We start from the raw sequence: 15,453 nt of genomic DNA, 5'->3' as shown, positions 1-15,453 counted from the left end.
GCCCACGCTAGACGGGGCTGCGCAATGGCCGGGTCGCGGCGCCTTCCAGGACTACCGCGGTCAGTGCCTGCCCCAGGGCCGGGTCGGCGCGCCGCGACATGAACAGGCTGAACTCGGCGTCGGGCAGGGCGGGCAACCCGCGCTCGGCGGGCACGGCGACGATGCCCGGGACGAGTTGGCTGGCCGCCATGGGGGCGACGGCGAAGCCCGCCAGTACGGCGGCCGCCAGGCTGGCGTTGCTGCTGCAGGCCATGGCGATGCGGGCGGCGATGCCGGCCTGCGCCAGTCTGGCGAGCGCCGCCTCGCGGTAAGGGCAGGGCTCGGGGAACAGCGCCAGCGGCAACGGGCGCGGCAGCGTCACGCCGGCCTGCGCGGAACAGGCCCACACCAGCGGCTCGCGCCACAGCATGCGGCCGCTTTCGTGCGTCTCGCAGTGCGCGCCGATGACCATCTCCAGTTCGCCGCGCTTCATCATGGGCAGCAGGGCGCCGGGGATGCCGACCTGGATCTCGATTTCGACCGTTTCGTGGCGCGCCGCGAAACGGTGCAGCACGCCCAGCATGGCGACGTTGGCGAAGTCTTCGGACAGGCCGATGCGCACGCGGCCGCGAAAAGGCGTGCGGGTGAATTCGGCCAACGCGTCGCGCCCGAGCGCCAGGATGGCGCGGGCATAGGTGATCAGGCGTTCGCCGTCAGGCGTCAGTTCCAGCGAGCGCGTGGTGCGGGCCAGCAGGGGCTTGCCCAGTTGCGTTTCCAGCCGGCGCAGGTGGCCGCTGATGGCCGATTGCGTCAGGTGCAGGCGGGACGCGGCCTTGCCGAATCCGCCTTCGTCGACGATGGCGACAAAACTGCGCAGCAGGAGGGGATCCAGCATATATATCGATTCAAGATGAATAGAGGAAAAATAATCGATTTATATTCTGAACCGAGATGTGCTGCAATCCATGGCGTCATGTTCTCGAAGGAGCCGCCATGCCCCGCCTGCTGCACCTCGTTGCCTCTCCGCGCTCGCAGCGCTCCGCCTCGACGGAAGTCGCGGTCCATTTCATCGAGCGCTGGCGCGCCCGCCAGCCCGATGCCGAGGTGCGGACACTGGACTTGTGGCAATGCCGTCTGCCGGAGTTCGGCCAGGAGGCGATGGATGCCAAGTACGCCGGCCTGAGCGGCACGCCGCTGACGCCGGCGCAGGAGCAGGCCTGGACCACCTTGCGGGAACTGGCGGCATGCCTGCACCAGGCCGATATGCTGGTGTTGTCGGTGCCGCTGTGGAATTTCGGCATTCCCTACAAGCTCAAGCATTTCATCGACCTGGTGTCGCAAAAGGACATCCTGTTCTCGTTCGATCCGCAGCGCGGCTTTGCGGGGCTGCTGCGCGGCAAGCGCGCGCTGGCCGTCTACGCGCGCGGGCTGGACTACAGCGCCGCGTCGTTCACGCCGGCCGGACGCTTCGACCTGCAGAAGCCCTATGTCGAGGCATGGCTGCGCTTCGTGGGCGTGGAAGACATTCATTCGGTGATCGTCGAGAAGACCATCTACGGCCCCGACGAGGACCGCCAGTCGCGCGAGCGCGCCAAGGCGCAGGCGGAGGCGCTGCTGGACGCGATGGCGCCCGCGCCGTAGCGCGGCCGCTACGGCAGGTTTTCCCGGAAGATCACGTCGGTGCGGGTCGCTTCGACGCCGGACAGCACGCTGCGGTGTTCGCGCAGGTTGGTGAAGATGCGGATGCTGTTCAGGATGGTGGTCAGCGGGCTCTGGTTGATGACCGCGTCCATGCTGCCGTCGATCAGCAGGCCGCGGGTGTCGGGCGTCAGGCCATGGCCGATGAAGATGACGTCGTGCTGGCGACCGCACTCTTTCAAGGCCTGGCCGATGCCTTCGGCGCCGCCGCCGATGTTGTAGATGGCGGCCAGGTCGGGGTGTTCTTTCAGTAGCGCGATGGTCTGGCGGTAGTTGGTCTGCGCGTCGTCGTAGCCTTCGCGCAGCCCGACTACGCGGATGTGCGGATACTGTTCGGCGAACAGGTGCAGGAAGCCGGCCTCGCGCTCTTCGTGCGCGCGGTAGCTGAGCGAGCCGGCGATCATCGCCACCTTGGCGCGCCGCGCCCGGCCCAGGAAGCGGCCGATCAGGTGGGCGGCAGTGCGCCCGGCGGCGCGGTTGTCCAGGCCGACATAGGCGCTGCGACGCGAATGGGAGAGGTCCGACACCAGCGTCACGCTGGGGATGCCGCGGTCGGCCAGTTCCGCCACCGCCTCGCGCACCTGGGGGTGCTCCAGCGCCATGAAGGCCACGCCGTCGCTCTGCCTGCCCCGCCGCAGCAGGATGCGCGTGAGCGCGTCGGGATCGAAGCTCTCCACCGGCGCCACGCGGCAACTGACGTTGAAGGGCGCCCAATGTTCCTGCGAGTGGCGCACCCATTCGCCCAGCATCCACAGGAAGCGGCTGCTGCGGTCCGGCAGGATGAACAGCAGCCGCATGGGCGGAGGCGCCATGGCGGCGTACAGCTCGGCCTGGGGCAAGTACTGCAATTCCGCGGCGGCCTTGAGCACGCGCTGCAGCGTGGCCTGGCGCACGCCGGGGCGGCGATGCAGCGCGCGGTCGACGGTGGCCGGCGAGACGCCCGCCAGTCGCGCAATATCAATCACCGTGGGTAAGGCTTGAGGCACGGAAAGTCTCCCTTCATGCGGAAACGTGTGGGCTATACATTACACGCACTGCCGAGGTGGACCTCAAAAGCCATCAAAAAACCGGCTTGGGGTTTGCGCCCGCCGCCCCTATCCTACGCAACTATCCGCAGCAGCGCCGCGGGCGCACACAAGGAAAAACATGGAGACAACAGGCAGGCTGGCCGGCCGGGTGGCATTGGTATTCGGCGCCGGCTCGGTGGGCGAGGGCTGGGGCAACGGCAAGGCCGCGGCGGCCGCGTATGCCCGCCAGGGCGCCCGCGTGGTGGCAGTGGACCGGGTGCGCGAAGCCGCGCTGGCGACCGAGGCTGCCATCCGCGCCGAGGGCCACGAGGCCGAGGGCGTGCAGGCCGATGTCACCAGCTTCGCCGACATCCAACGCGTGGTCGACCAGGCCCTGTCGCGCTACGGCCAGATCGACGTGCTGCACAACAACGTAGGCATCACCTCGCAGGGCGGGCCGGTCGAGACCGGCGAAGACGTCTGGGACCGCGTCATGACGGTCAATGTCAAGAGCATGTTCCTGACCTGCAAGGCCGTGCTGCCCCACATGGAGGCGCGCCAGCGCGGCGCCATCGTCAATATCGGCGCGCTCGGCGGGGTGCGCTGGACCGGCTATGCCTATTGCGCCTACGCGGCCTCCAAGGGCGCGGTGAATTCCTTTACCCAGAGCGTGGCGCTGCAGTACGCGGCCAAGGGCATCCGGGCCAACTGCATCCTGCCGGGCGTGATGGACACGCCCCACATCTACCAGCAGATCTCCGGGTTCTACCAGGACACGCGGGAAATGGTCGAAGCGCGCAACAGGCTGTCGCCCACCGGCCGCATGGGCGATGGCTGGGACGTGGCCCATGCGGCGGTGTTCCTGGCCTCGGACGAGGCGCGCTACATCAACGGCGTGGAGCTGTTCGTCGACGGGGGCATGCACGCCCGCTGCAACTGAAACGACCCGGGCCGGTCCGGCGGCCCGGATACTTCCAACATCGCCGGCGACAGCCGGAAAGCCCGAGCACAGGAGACAGTGCCATGAACCAGAACAAGACCTTTACGCGCCGCAGCGCATTGCGCACCCTGGCCGGCCTGCCGCTGGCCGCCATGATCGGCGCGCCGCGGCTGGCCAGCGCCGCCGCGCCCGAATACGTGTTCAAGTACGGCAATAACCTGCCGACCAGCCATCCGCTGAACGTGCGCGCGCAGGAGGCGGCCGCGCGCATCGCCAAGGAGAGCAGCGGCCGCATGGAAGTGCGGGTGTTTCCCAACAACCAGCTGGGCGGCGACACCGACATGCTGGCGCAAGTGCGCAGCGGCGGCATCGACATGTTCAACGCCGGCACGATGGTGATCGCCACGCTGGCGCCCATCAGCGCGATCACCGCCATGGGGTTCGCGTTCTCGGACGACCAGGAGGTCTGGAACGCGGTCGACGGCAAGCTGGGCAGCAGCATCCGCGCCGCGTTCGCCAAGGTCGGCCTGTATACGCTGGAGAAAATGTGGAACAACGGCTTCCGCCAGATCACCAGCAGCTCCCGCCCGGTGGCCACGGCCGCCGACCTGGACGGCATGAAGATCCGCGTGCCGGTCAGCCCGATGGGCATTTCGCTGTTCAAGTCGCTGTCGGCCGCGCCCACCAGCCTGCAATTCAGCGAGGTGTATTCCGCGTTGCAGACCAAGGTGGTGGACGCGCAGGAGAACCCGCTGGCCATCGTGCAGACCGCCAAGCTGTACGAAGTGCAGAAGTACTGCTCGCTCACCAACCACAGCTGGGACGGCTATCACCTGGTGGTCAATGGCCGCGCCTGGCGCGGCCTGCCCGACGACCTGAAGACCATCTACGCGCGCGCCTTCAATGAGGCCGGCCTGCAGCAGCGCGAAGACCTGGTCAAGCTCAATACGACCCTGCAGGACGATCTGTCCTCCAAGGGCATGCAGTTCAATGCCGCGGAGGCGCAGAGCTTCCGCGAGCAGTTGCGCAAGGCCGGCTTCTACGCCGAGTGGAAGGAAAAATTCGGCGCCGAGGCCTGGGCGCTGCTGGAAGAATCCGTCGGCAAGGTGTCCTGATGGCGGCCGGCCACGAGACCAAGGCCGTCTGGGCGGCCGGGACGCCGCCGGCCGCGCCGGCGCGGCCGCGCGCGGACACGGGGCTGCTGGCCGGGCTGGACCGCGCGCTGGGCGCGCTGTCCGAATGGCCGGCCGCGGTGCTGGTGCTGGTGGAAGTGGCCGTGCTGCTGTCGGGCGTGGTGGCGCGCTATGTGTTCCATGAGCCCATCGTCTGGTCCGACGAGCTGGCCTCGATCCTGTTCCTGTGGCTGTCGATGCTGGGCGCGGTGATCGCATTGCGGCGCGGCGCGCACATGCGCATGACGGCGGTGGTGACCAAGTGCAGTCCGCGCGCGCGGGCCTTCCTGGAAACTTTCGCCCTGGCCGCGGCCCTGGTGTTCCTGGTGCTGCTGATCCACCCGGCCTGGGAGTACGCCTATGAAGAGCGGATCATCGTCACGCCCGCCATGGAGATCAGCAATGCCTGGCGCGCCGCCGCGCTGCCGGTGGGCACGCTGCTGATGCTGCTGGTGTGCGTGGTGCGGCTGCTGCGCACCGAGCACGCCCAGCACGTGGCGCCGGCCGTGCTGAGCGCGATGGCGATCGCGCTGCTGTTCTGGCTGGCCGGGCCCTGGCTGATGACGCTGGGCAAGCTGAACCTGTTGATCTTCTTTGCCGGCGTGGTGGGGGCCTGCGTGTTCGCCGGGGTGCCGATCGCGTTCTCGTTCGCGCTGGCGACGTTCGGCTTCCTGGCGCTGACCACCCGCACGCCCATGCTGGTGATGGTGGGGCGGCTGGACGAGGGCATGTCGCACCTGATCCTGCTGGCGGTGCCGCTGTTCGTGCTGCTGGGCATGCTGATCGAGATGACCGGCATGGCGCGAGCCATGGTGCAGTTCCTGTCCAGCCTGCTGGGCCACGTGCGCGGCGGGCTGAACTATGTGCTGATCGGCGGCATGTACCTGGTGTCGGGCATTTCCGGTTCCAAGACGGCCGACATGGCGGCCATCGCGCCGGTGCTGCTGCCGGAAATGAAGCAGCGCGGCGCCAAGCCGGGCGACCTGATCGCGCTGCTGTCGACCACCGGCGCGCAGACCGAGACCATTCCGCCGTCCATCGTGCTGATCACCATCGGCTCGGTGACGGGCGTATCGATCTCGGCGCTGTTCACCGGCGGCATGCTGCCCGGCCTGGTGCTGGGGCTGGCGCTGTGCGTGATCGTGTGGTGGCGCTACCGCCACGAAGACCTGAGCGCCGTGCCGCGGCCCTCGCGCAAGCTGATCGGCAAGACCTTCGTCGTGGCGCTGCCCGCGCTGGCGCTGCCGTTCGTGATCCGCGCGGCGGTGGTGGAAGGGGTGGCGACCGCCACCGAGGTCTCGACCATCGGCATCGCCTATTCGGTGGTTGCCGGGCTGCTGTTGTACCGCAAGTTCGATTTCGCGCGGCTGCCCGGCATCCTGGTCGAGACCGCCACCCTGTCCGGCGCCATCCTGTTCATCATCGGCTGCGCCACGGCCATGGCCTGGGCCCTGACCCAGTCCGGCTTCGCGCACGACCTGGCCGAAGCCATGGCCGGCCTGCCCGGCGGCAAGTTCACCTTCATGGCGGTGTCGCTGGTGGCGTTCATCGTGCTGGGCAGCGTGCTGGAAGGCATTCCGGCCATCGTGCTGTTCGGCCCGCTGATGTTCCCCATCGCGCGCGAGCTGGGCATCCACGAGGTGCAGTACGCCATGGTGGTGATCCTGGCGATGGGGGTGGGCCTGTTCGCGCCGCCGTTCGGCGTGGGCTATTACGGCGCCTGCGCGGTCGGCAAGGTCGACCCGGACGAAGGCATCCGCCCGATCTGGGGCTACATGGCGGCGCTGCTGGTCGGCCTGGTCCTGGTGGCGGCGATTCCCTGGATTTCCATCGGTTTCCTCGACAACTGAGCTTTTTTTCGCACTGGAGCATTTCATGAGCCGATTCCTCGGCCAGATCCGCCAGTTGGGCTATGTGGTGCCCGACATCGAGGCCGCCATGGCCTACTGGAGCAAGACCCTGGGCGTCGGCCCCTGGTTCTACAACCCGCGCGTGCCGATCGTGAATTATCGCTACGACGGCCAGCCGTACGAGCCGCACAATTCGGTGGCGCTGGCCAACTCCGGCTATGTGCAGGTCGAGCTGATCCAGACGCGCAACGACGTGCCGTCGATGTACCGCGACTTCCAGCAGGCGGGCCGCACCGGCCTGCAGCACGTGGCCTACTGGACCGAGGATTACGATGCCGACCTGCGGCGCCTGCTGGCCCAGGGCTTCAAGCCCAAGATGAGCGGCGAGGTCGGCGAGCGCGGCCGCTTCATCTATTTCGATACCGAATACCATCCCGGCACGGTGATCGAGCTGTCGGAGGTCTCGGGCCCCAAGGGCCGCATGTTCCGGCAGATCCGCGAAGCGGCGGAAAGCTGGGACGGCAGCGAGCCGGTGCGGCCGTTCCCGAACCTGGGGGCGCAATGAGCGCCGCCGGCCAGCCGGCCGTGCCGCGGGAGGCCGTGGCATGAGCGGCGAGCGCATCCTGGCGAGCTACCTGATCGAGACGCCGCTGGACCCGGCCGCCGTGGCCGAGGTAATGGCTGGCGAGCAATCGTGCGGCACCTTTACCCGCGTGGCGGGCGAGACCGATGCGCTGCGCGCCCGCGCGCGCGCCACCGTGGAGTCGGTGCGGCTGCTGGACGAGGCGGCGCAGCCCAGCCTGCCCAATGCGCTGCTGGAACGGCGGCGCCAGGCCGGGCCGTGGCGCCGCGCCCGCGTCGATATCGCATTCCCGCCGGCCAATATCGGCGCCAACTTGCCAACCCTGGCCAGCACGGTGGCGGGCAACCTGTACGACCTGGGCGAAGTGACCGGCCTGCGCCTGGATACGCTGCGCGTGCCGGCCGAGTACCGGGCCCGCTTCGACTTCCCGCGCGCCGGCATCGCCGGCACGCGCCGCGCCGCCGGGGTGCCGGCGGGAGCGCTGGTGGGCACCATCATCAAGCCCAATGTGGGCTTTTCGGCCGCCGAGACCGCGGAGCTGGTGGGCCGCCTGTGCGCCGCCGGCGTGGACTTCATCAAGGACGACGAAGTGTGCGCCGACCCCGCGCATGCGCCGCTGGCGCAGCGCGTGCCGGCCGTGATGCGGGTGGTGCGGGAGCACGCCGAGCGCACCGGCAAGCAGGTGATGGTGGCGTTCAACATCACCGACGAGACCGACGCGATGCGGCGCCACGCCGACCTAGTCGAGCGCGAGGGCGGCGCCTGTGTCATGGCCAGCCTGAATGCCTGCGGCTATTCCGCCATACAAAGCCTGCGCCGCCACACGCCGCTGGTCCTGCATGGGCACCGCAACGGTTTCGGCGCGCTGTCGCGCCATCCGCTATTGGGCATCGGTTTCCAGGCGTACCAGACGCTGTGGCGCCTGGCGGGCGTGGACCACATGCACGTGCACGGCCTGCAGGGCAAGTTCTCGCAGTCCGACGAGGAGGTGGTCGCCGCCGCGCGCGATTGCTATGCGCCGCTGGCGGCCGGGCAGGCGCGCGATGACACCGTGATGCCGGCGTTTTCCTCGGGCCAGTGGGCCGGCACGGTGCCGGCCACCTGGGCCGCGATCGGCCGCGACGACCTGTTGTTCATGGCCGGCGGCGGCATCCTGGCGCATCCCGACGGCGTGGCGGCGGGCGTGGCCAGCATCCGCCAGGCCTGGCAGGCGGCGCGCGGCGGCGTGGCGCTGGCCGACTACGCCCGCCAGGCGCCCGAGCTGGCGCGCGCGCTGGACTTCTTCGGCGCGCGATGAGCGGCGGCGCGCCCCGCCTGGCGTATTACGGCGACGATTTCACCGGCGCGACCGACGCCCTGGCCACGGCCGCGCGCGCCGGCCTGCGCAGCCTGCTGTTCTTCGGCGTGCCGTCGGCCGCCCAGCTGCGGCGCGCCGGGCCACTGGATTGCCTGGGCATCGCCGGCGCCACGCGCGCCATGGCGCCGGATGAAATGCGTGCCGCGCTGCGGCCGGTGGCGCGGTTCTTCGCGGCGCTGGGCCCGCGCGTGGTTCATTACAAGGTGTGCTCCACTTTCGACAGCGCGCCGCAGGTCGGCAATATTGCCGTGGCGATGGAATGTCTGGGCGCGGCGGCGCGGCAACCCTGGCGCGCCATCGTCGGCGGCCAGCCCAGCCTGGGCCGCTATTGCCTGTTCGCGCAGCTCTATGCCGCGGCCGATGGCGAAGTGCACCGCATCGACCGGCATCCCACCATGAGCCGGCATCCCGTCACGCCCATGCACGAGGCCGACTTGCGCCGGCACTTCGCCGCGCTGGGGGCCGGCCGGGTCGGCCTGGTGGACTACCGCAGCATCGCGCAAGGGCCGGATGCCGTGCGCGCGCGCATTGGCGAGCTGCTCGATGGCGGCATGGACAGCGCATTGTTCGATGTCGCCCGGCCCGCCGACCTGGCGGCCATCGGCGCGGTGCTGGCCGGGGCGGCCGCGGCACAGCCGCTGCTGGCCGTGGGCGCCAGCAGCGTGATCGAGGCGCTTGGTACGCAGTGGGGGAACATGGCCGCCGCGCCGCCCGCCGCCCTGGCGCCGGCGCGCGGGCCCGTGCTGGTGCTGGCCGGCAGCCTGTCGCCCATGACGGCGCGCCAGATCGACGCCGCCGCGTCCTATCGCCGGCTGCGCTTCGATCCCGCGCGGCTGGCGGACGGCGACCCGGTCTACCAGGCGCAGGCCGTGGCCGCCATCGCGCAGGCCCTGCAGACCGGGCAGCATGTGCTGGCCTGCATCGACAACGCGCAGGGCCGGCCCACCACCGGCGTGCACAGCCAGGCCCTGGCCCGGGCCGGCGGCAGCCTGCTCGACCTGGTGCTGCGACGCGCCCCGGTCGCGCGCCTGGGGGTGGCCGGGGGCGACAGTTCCAGCCTGGCCATGCAGGCGCTGGATGCCTGGGGGCTGTCGTACCTGACGCGCCTGGAGCCGGGTGTGGCGCTATGCCGGCTGCATAGCGACGTGGCGACGCTGGACGGCATGGAAGTCATGCTCAAGGGCGGCCAGATGGGCTCGGCGGATCTGTTCGAGCGGTTCGCGCGGGGCCGGGCGCAGGGCTGACCATCGCGTCCGCCGCCTGCCAGCCGCCGCCCAGGCTCCGGAATACCGCCACGCGTTCGGCGCCGGCCCGCCGCTCGGCATCGGCCAATTGTGCGCGCGCGTCGATGAAGTCGCCCTGCGCCACCAGCACGTCCAGGTAGGTGATGGCGCCGGCCCGGTAGCGCTGCTCGGCCAGTTCCAGGGCCCGGCCGGCGCGCTCGCGCGCCTGCGCCAGTTCGTCGCGCTGCGCCAGCGCCGCGTCATAGGCGGCCAGCGCCTGCTCGGTTTCCTTCAGCGCGCGCAGGACCACCGCATCGAACGCCGCCAGCGAGGCGTCGGCCTGGGCGCGCGCCTGGCGCACGCGGCTGCGCGCCGCGGCGATATTGGGGAACTCCCACGAGACCAGCGGACCCAGCGCGAACGACCAGGTGCGGTTGCCGCGCAGCTGGTCGTTGCGCAGGTAGTCGGCCGACGCGCCCAGGGTGATGCGCGGATACAGGTCGGCGACCGCTACGCCGATGCGGGCGGTGTCGGCGGCCAGCGTGCGCTCGGCCTGGCGCAGGTCGGGCCGGCGCCGCAGCAGGGCGGCGCCGTCGCCCACCGGCAGCGCCGCCGCGGGCGCGGGCGCGCGGCGGCATTGCGCGGCCTCGGCCGGCACCCCGGCCGGCGGACGGCCGGTCAGGGCGGCCAGTTCGTACAGCGCCGCCTGCCGCTGCCCATGCAGGGGCGGCACCGCCGCGCGGGCGCGCGCGGCACTGGCGGCGGCGCGCTCGACATCCAGGCGCGCCGCCGCGCCGGCCTGCAGGCGCTGCTCGACCAGGCGCAGGTTGCGCGCCGCCAGCGCCGCCGACGCCTGCGCCACATCGATGGCGTCGCCCAGCGCGCAGGCGTCGACATAAGCGCGGGTCGTTTCGGCGGCCACGGCGACGCGCACCGCATCACGCGCGGCCGCCATGCTTTCGGCATCGTAATGGGCCGCCTCGATGTCGCGCCGCACGCGGCCATACAGGTCGACCTCGTACGCGATCTGCAGGCCGCCGCTGTACGACCACTGCGTGGGAGCCTGGCCGCTGCCCGACCAGGCGGTCTGGTCGCGCCCGTACTGCGCGCCGCCGCCGGCCTGGGTGGCCGGCCACTGGCCGGTGCGCGCTTCGGCGTAGACAGCGCGCGCGCGGGCCAGGTTGGCCTGCGCCTGGCGCAGGTCGGCGTTGGCGGCGAAGGCCCGGCCGATCAGGGCCGTGAGCGCCGGGTCATCGTACAGGCGCCACCAGTCGTCCGGCAGCGGCGCCTCCTGGATGCGGGCGGACTGCGTGACGAAGCTGCCCGACGCCGCGGCCGGGGTGGCGGGCGTGCGGTAATCCGGGCCGCTGGCGCAGCCGGCCAGCAGCAGCATCAGGGGCGCGCCCAGGCGCGCCAGGGAGTCAGCCATGTTGCACCTCCGCATCGGCCAGTTCACGGGCGCGCGGGCTGGCGCTGGCGGCGCGGTGGTCGCGCGCCACCAGGGTATACAGCACCGGCAGCACGAACAGGGTGAACAGCGTGCCTACCAGCATGCCCATCACCACCACGATGCCGATGGCGTGGCGGCTGGCGGCGCCGGCGCCGTTGGCGAACAGCAGCGGCACCAGCCCGGCCACCATGGCGGCGGTGGTCATCAGCACCGGCCGCATGCGTACGACGGCGGCGCGGCGCATGGCCTGGACGCGGTCCAGGCCATCGCGCACCTGGATGTCGTTGGCGAAGGCCACCATCAGGATGCCGTGCTTCGAAATCAGCCCGATCAGCGTCACCAGGCCGATCTGGGTATAGATGTTGAGCGTGGCGTAGCCGAGGAACAACGGCGCCAGCGCGCCGCAGATCGCCAGCGGCACGGTCACCAGGATCACCAGCGGGTCGCGGAACGATTCGAACTGCGCCGCCAGCACCAGGAAGATGACGATCAGCGCGAACAGGAAGGAAACCGTCAGCCGGTCGCCTTCGGTGACGTACTGGCGGCTGTCGGACAGCCAGTCGATGGTGAAGCCGGCCGGCAGCGGCTGGGCGCGCAGGAACTCGACCGCGCGACCCATGGTGACGCCGGGCGCCAGCACCGCCGATACGGTGGCCGAGTTCATCTGGTTGAACTGCGGCAGCCGGTTGGCGGCCGGGCGCAGGTCGAAGCGCACCACCGTGTCCAGCGGCACCAGCTGGCCGGACGCCGCGCGCACGTGGAAGCCGGCCAGGTTGCCTGGCGCCAGGCGCTGGCCGCGCGGCACCTGGGCGATGACGTCGTACGAGCGGTCGTGCCAGTTGAAGCGGTTGACGTAGTTCTCGCCCACCAGCACCGCCAGGGTATCGGCGATGGCCTGCATGCTCACGCCCAGTTCGCCCGCCTTGTCGCGGTCCACCACGATGCGCGCCTCCGGGCTGTCGAAGGCCAGGTCGCTGTCGACGAAGGCGAACAGGCCGCTGCGCCACGCCGCTGCCTTGACTTGCTCCGCCGCGGCGTAAAGCGCCGGGAAGCCCTCCGGCGCGCGCAGCACCATCTGCACCGGCAGGCCGCCGCTGCCGGCCGGCAGCGCGGGCGGCTGGAAGGCCGCGGCATAGACGCCGGTCACCTTGGCGCCTTCCGCGCTCAAGAGGGCCTGGATCTCGGCCGTGCCGCGCTCGCGCTGGTCCCACTCTTTCAGCACCACGCCGCCGAAGCCATTGTTGGCGCCGTCGGTGCCATTGGTGAACCAGCTGCTTTCGTATTCGGGCAGCGTATGGAAGATGGCGTCGATCTGCTGCGCATAGCGTCCGGTGTAATCGACGTTGGCGTACTGCGGCGCCTTGGTCTGCACGAACACGTAGCCCTGGTCCTCGGTGGGCGCCAGTTCGCGCTGGGCGCCCAGGAACAGCACCACGATGGTCGCCAGCACCGCCGCGCCCACCATCAGCACCGCCGGCCGCGCCGCCAGGGCGCGTCCCAGCAGGCGGTCGTAGCGCTCGCCCAGGCTGTGCATGCGGCGCTCGATGGCCCGCGACAGGCGGCCTTCGGCCAGCCGGCTGTCGAGCAGCCAGGAGCTCATCATGGGCGACAGGGTCAGCGCCACCACGCCCGACACGATCACCGAGCCCGCCAGGGTGAAGGCGAATTCGCGGAACAGCGCGCCGGTCAGCCCGCCCATCAGGCCGATCGGCGCATAGACCGCGGCCAGCGTGATGGTCATGGCGATCACCGGCCCGACGATCTCGCGCGCGCCCACCAGCGCGGCGCGGACCGGCGACAGGCCTGCCTCGATATGCCGGTGGATGTTCTCGACCACCACGATGGCGTCGTCCACCACCAGCCCGATGGCCAGCACCATGGCCAGCAGGGTCAGCAGGTTGAGCGAAAAACCGAAGGCCAGCATCAGGGCCGCCGTGCCGATCAGCGACAGCGGAATCGTGACCACCGGGATGATCACCGCCCGCAGCGAGCCCAGGAACAGGAAGATGACCGCGACCACGATCACCACCGCCTCGACCAGCGTGCGGGTGACCTCGTCGATCGAGGCATTGACGAAGTGCGCCACGTCGAACTGGCTGGTTACTGTCACGCCGGGCGGCGCGACCCGCTGGATGTCGGGCAGCAGCGCCTTGACCGCCTTGACGATCTCCAGCGGGTTGCCGTCCGGCGTGGGCGAGATGCCCAGCATCACGGCGCGGCCGCCGCTGCTGGTGGCGCTGCTGTCGTAGTTCTGGCCGCCGATCTCGACGGTGGCGATGTCGCCCAGCCGCACCAGCCCGCCGTCGCTGCCGCGCTTGACCACCATGGCGCGAAAGCCGTCCAGGCTGGTCAGGTCGGTGCTGGCCGTGATGTTGATGGCGGTGTCGGCGCCCTTGAGCTGGCCGGGCGCGGCCTGCACGTTGTTGGCGCGCAGCGCGGCCGCCACGTCGCTGGCCGTGAGCCCGCGCGCGGCCATCTTGTCGGCGTCCACCCAGATGCGCATGGCGAGGGTCTGGCCGCCGTACACGTCGACCGACGCCACGCCCGGCACCGACGTGATGAGCGGCTGCGCCACGCGCGTCACGAAATCGGTCAGGCGCGACAACGGCACCGACTCGCTGACGAAGGACACGTACTGCACCGCCGAGGCGCCGTCGGTGATCTTGGTGATGACGGGGTCGTACGCGTCGGCCGGCAAGCGGTACTTGACCTGCTGCACCTTGGCCAGGATCTCGGTCATGGCGCGGTCGGCATCGGCGTTGAGCACCAGCTTGGCCTTGATCTGGCTCTTGCCCTGGGTGGAAGTGGAGCTCAGGTATTCGATGCCGTTGGCGGTGGCGATCGATTGCGCGATGGGCGTGGTGATGAAGCCCTGCATGACGGCCTGCGTGGCGCCAGGGTATTGGGTGTCGACCACGATGGTGGCGCTTTCCATGCTGGGATACTCGCGCACCGGCAGGGCGAACAGGGCGCTGCCGCCGACCAGCAGGATCAGCAGGCTGACCACGGCCGACAGGATCGGACGGCGGATGAACAAGTCGGTGAAGCGCATGTCAGTCCTCCTGCCGCGCGGCGACTTGCACGGCGGCGCCGGGCGGCACGCGCAACTGGCCTTCGGTGATGACCACGTCGCCGGCCTGCAGGCCGTGGGCGATGACGACGCGGTCGCCGATGCGCCGGTCCACCGTCACGGCCACGGTTTCGGCCGTGCCGGCGCGCTCCGCGTCGGGGCCGCGGATCACCAGCACGCTGTCGCCGGTGGGCGATACCTGCACGGCGGTGGCCGGCACGATCAGCGCGCCGCGCTGCGGCGGCAGTTGCAGCGCCGCCTCGACGTGCATGCCGGGACGCAGCGCGCCGTCCGGGTTGTCCAGCACTGCCTGCACGCGGATGTTGCGGGTGCCGGCGTCGACCTGCGGCTCGATGGCATGGACGCGCGCCTCGAACACGCGGCCGGGATAGACGTCGGTGGCCAGCTGGACCGCGCCGCCGCTCCGCAGCTGCGGCAGGTGCTGCTGCGGCACGCTGAAATCCACATACAGGCGTCGCAGGTCGGCCAGGTTGGCGATGGTGTCGCCGGCATCCAGGTACTGGCCCGGGTCGATCTGGCGGATGCCCAGCGTGCCGGCGAATGGCGCGCGGATCTGTTTCTGCGCGATGCGGGCATCCAGTTGCGCGACCGCCGCCAGCGCCTGGTCGCGCTCGGCGCGGCGCTGCTCCAGTATTTCGCGGGATTCGGCGCCGGTCGCCGCCAGCGTGCGGGCGCGGGCGTACTGGGCGCGCGCCAGTCCGGCGCGTGCCAAGGCGGCCTGGCGATCGGCCTGTTCCGGCGCGTCGTACAGTTGCACCAGCAGGTCGCCCTGGCGCACTTGCGTGCCGGCTTCGAACGGGATGGCCACCACGCGCCCGGCGATTTCGGGGGCCAGGCGCACTTCGCGCACCGCGCGCAGCGAGCCCACGGCCCGCAGCGCGGCCGGCGCATCGGCGGGTTGGATCCGGGCGGCGGCCACCACCACCGGCGGCGGCGAGGCGTATTCCGGCGCGGCGGTTTTCCAGGCGCGCCAGAAGAACAGCGCACCGCACAGCAGGGCGATGGCCACGGCGGCAATCAACAGGGCGCGCGCAGAGCGCTGCGCCCGGGGCGAGGGCGGAAGGGAGGTACCGGGAGTCATGCGGGTTTCCAGTCATCGGGTT

12 protein-coding genes are annotated in these 15,453 nt (G+C 70.7%); 7 read left to right on the top strand and 5 right to left on the bottom strand.

Annotation, left to right across the window (positions count from 1 at the left end; all coding sequences use genetic code 11):
* Window positions 1–7: 7 nt before the first annotated feature.
* Window positions 8–874 (bottom strand): LysR substrate-binding domain-containing protein, encoded by an 867-nt coding sequence (locus tag ACKTT0_RS03750; RefSeq protein ID WP_407848237.1) that lies wholly within the window; start codon window positions 872–874, stop codon window positions 8–10.
* 98 nt (window positions 875–972) lie between these two features.
* On the opposite strand from ACKTT0_RS03750, the gene ACKTT0_RS03745 reads away from it, so the two are divergent.
* On the top strand, window positions 973–1,620 hold the full coding sequence (locus ACKTT0_RS03745) for an FMN-dependent NADH-azoreductase (RefSeq protein WP_407848235.1): 648 nt from the start codon (window positions 973–975) through the stop codon (window positions 1,618–1,620).
* 8 nt (window positions 1,621–1,628) lie between these two features.
* Here ACKTT0_RS03745 and ACKTT0_RS03740 read toward each other — a convergent pair whose 3' ends face one another.
* Complete coding sequence (locus tag ACKTT0_RS03740) at window positions 1,629–2,663, bottom strand: LacI family DNA-binding transcriptional regulator (RefSeq protein WP_407848233.1); 1,035 nt, start codon at window positions 2,661–2,663, stop codon at window positions 1,629–1,631.
* 160 nt (window positions 2,664–2,823) lie between these two features.
* On the opposite strand from ACKTT0_RS03740, the gene ACKTT0_RS03735 reads away from it, so the two are divergent.
* The 6 genes from ACKTT0_RS03735 to ACKTT0_RS03710 all read left to right on the top strand — a co-directional run bounded on the left by ACKTT0_RS03735 (window position 2,824) and on the right by ACKTT0_RS03710 (window position 9,830).
* Complete coding sequence (locus ACKTT0_RS03735; protein WP_407848231.1) at window positions 2,824–3,624, top strand: SDR family NAD(P)-dependent oxidoreductase; 801 nt, start codon at window positions 2,824–2,826, stop codon at window positions 3,622–3,624.
* Window positions 3,625–3,707: 83 nt separating this feature from the next.
* On the top strand, window positions 3,708–4,739 hold the full coding sequence (locus tag ACKTT0_RS03730) for a TRAP transporter substrate-binding protein (protein WP_407848229.1): 1,032 nt from the start codon (window positions 3,708–3,710) through the stop codon (window positions 4,737–4,739).
* Window positions 4,739–6,646: a TRAP transporter large permease gene (locus ACKTT0_RS03725; protein WP_407848227.1), complete on the top strand. Its 1,908-nt coding sequence runs from the start codon at window positions 4,739–4,741 to the stop codon at window positions 6,644–6,646. Before ACKTT0_RS03730 ends, ACKTT0_RS03725 begins: the two co-directional genes overlap by 1 nt.
* A 25-nt stretch (window positions 6,647–6,671) precedes the next feature.
* Window positions 6,672–7,211, top strand: a complete 540-nt coding sequence (locus tag ACKTT0_RS03720; RefSeq protein WP_407848225.1) for a VOC family protein — start codon at window positions 6,672–6,674, stop codon at window positions 7,209–7,211.
* A 40-nt stretch (window positions 7,212–7,251) separates the two neighbouring features.
* The gene (locus ACKTT0_RS03715) at window positions 7,252–8,526 is read left to right on the top strand and encodes a ribulose-bisphosphate carboxylase large subunit family protein (protein ID WP_407848224.1); all 1,275 of its coding nucleotides are present in this window, start codon (window positions 7,252–7,254) and stop codon (window positions 8,524–8,526) included.
* Window positions 8,523–9,830, top strand: a complete 1,308-nt coding sequence (locus ACKTT0_RS03710) for a four-carbon acid sugar kinase family protein (protein WP_407848222.1) — start codon at window positions 8,523–8,525, stop codon at window positions 9,828–9,830. Before ACKTT0_RS03715 ends, ACKTT0_RS03710 begins: the two co-directional genes overlap by 4 nt.
* On the opposite strand, the gene ACKTT0_RS03705 is transcribed toward ACKTT0_RS03710, so the two are convergent.
* Genes ACKTT0_RS03705 through ACKTT0_RS03695 form a run of 3 tightly spaced genes read right to left on the bottom strand, consistent with a single transcriptional unit; the run spans window position 9,763 to window position 15,431 of the window.
* Window positions 9,763–11,238: an efflux transporter outer membrane subunit gene (locus ACKTT0_RS03705; RefSeq protein WP_407848220.1), complete on the bottom strand. Its 1,476-nt coding sequence runs from the start codon at window positions 11,236–11,238 to the stop codon at window positions 9,763–9,765. The two genes, ACKTT0_RS03710 and ACKTT0_RS03705, sit on opposite strands and share 68 nt — an antisense overlap.
* Entirely contained in the window at window positions 11,231–14,311 is a 3,081-nt protein-coding gene (locus ACKTT0_RS03700) for an efflux RND transporter permease subunit (RefSeq protein ID WP_407848218.1), read from the bottom strand. The genes ACKTT0_RS03705 and ACKTT0_RS03700 overlap by 8 nt, the downstream gene beginning before the upstream one ends.
* Before the next feature lies 1 nt (window position 14,312).
* Window positions 14,313–15,431: an efflux RND transporter periplasmic adaptor subunit gene (locus ACKTT0_RS03695; protein WP_407848216.1), complete on the bottom strand. Its 1,119-nt coding sequence runs from the start codon at window positions 15,429–15,431 to the stop codon at window positions 14,313–14,315.
* Between the last annotated feature and the right edge of the window lie 22 nt (window positions 15,432–15,453).

Origin of the sequence: Bordetella saccharivorans, from assembly GCF_045862855.1 — a bacterium.
GTDB classification, from domain to species: domain Bacteria; phylum Pseudomonadota; class Gammaproteobacteria; order Burkholderiales; family Burkholderiaceae_B; genus Bordetella_A; species Bordetella_A petrii_F.
The sequence above is the reverse complement of the archived record's forward strand: the minus strand, read 5'-3'. Positions and strand labels throughout refer to the sequence as shown.

Excerpts from the sequence above, each read along its gene's own strand:
- ACKTT0_RS03750 (WP_407848237.1), bottom strand. The coding sequence starts at position 874 with ATGCTGGATCCCCTCCTGCTGCGCAGTTTTGTCGCCATCGTCGACGAA.
- ACKTT0_RS03745 (WP_407848235.1), top strand. The coding sequence starts at position 973 with ATGCCCCGCCTGCTGCACCTCGTTGCCTCTCCGCGCTCGCAGCGCTCC.
- ACKTT0_RS03735 (WP_407848231.1), top strand. The coding sequence starts at position 2,824 with ATGGAGACAACAGGCAGGCTGGCCGGCCGGGTGGCATTGGTATTCGGC.
- ACKTT0_RS03730 (WP_407848229.1), top strand. The coding sequence starts at position 3,708 with ATGAACCAGAACAAGACCTTTACGCGCCGCAGCGCATTGCGCACCCTG.
- ACKTT0_RS03725 (WP_407848227.1), top strand. The coding sequence starts at position 4,739 with ATGGCGGCCGGCCACGAGACCAAGGCCGTCTGGGCGGCCGGGACGCCG.
- ACKTT0_RS03720 (WP_407848225.1), top strand. The coding sequence starts at position 6,672 with ATGAGCCGATTCCTCGGCCAGATCCGCCAGTTGGGCTATGTGGTGCCC.
- ACKTT0_RS03715 (WP_407848224.1), top strand. The coding sequence starts at position 7,252 with ATGAGCGGCGAGCGCATCCTGGCGAGCTACCTGATCGAGACGCCGCTG.
- ACKTT0_RS03710 (WP_407848222.1), top strand. The coding sequence starts at position 8,523 with ATGAGCGGCGGCGCGCCCCGCCTGGCGTATTACGGCGACGATTTCACC.
- ACKTT0_RS03705 (WP_407848220.1), bottom strand. The coding sequence starts at position 11,238 with ATGGCTGACTCCCTGGCGCGCCTGGGCGCGCCCCTGATGCTGCTGCTG.
- ACKTT0_RS03700 (WP_407848218.1), bottom strand. The coding sequence starts at position 14,311 with ATGCGCTTCACCGACTTGTTCATCCGCCGTCCGATCCTGTCGGCCGTG.
- ACKTT0_RS03695 (WP_407848216.1), bottom strand. The coding sequence starts at position 15,431 with ATGACTCCCGGTACCTCCCTTCCGCCCTCGCCCCGGGCGCAGCGCTCT.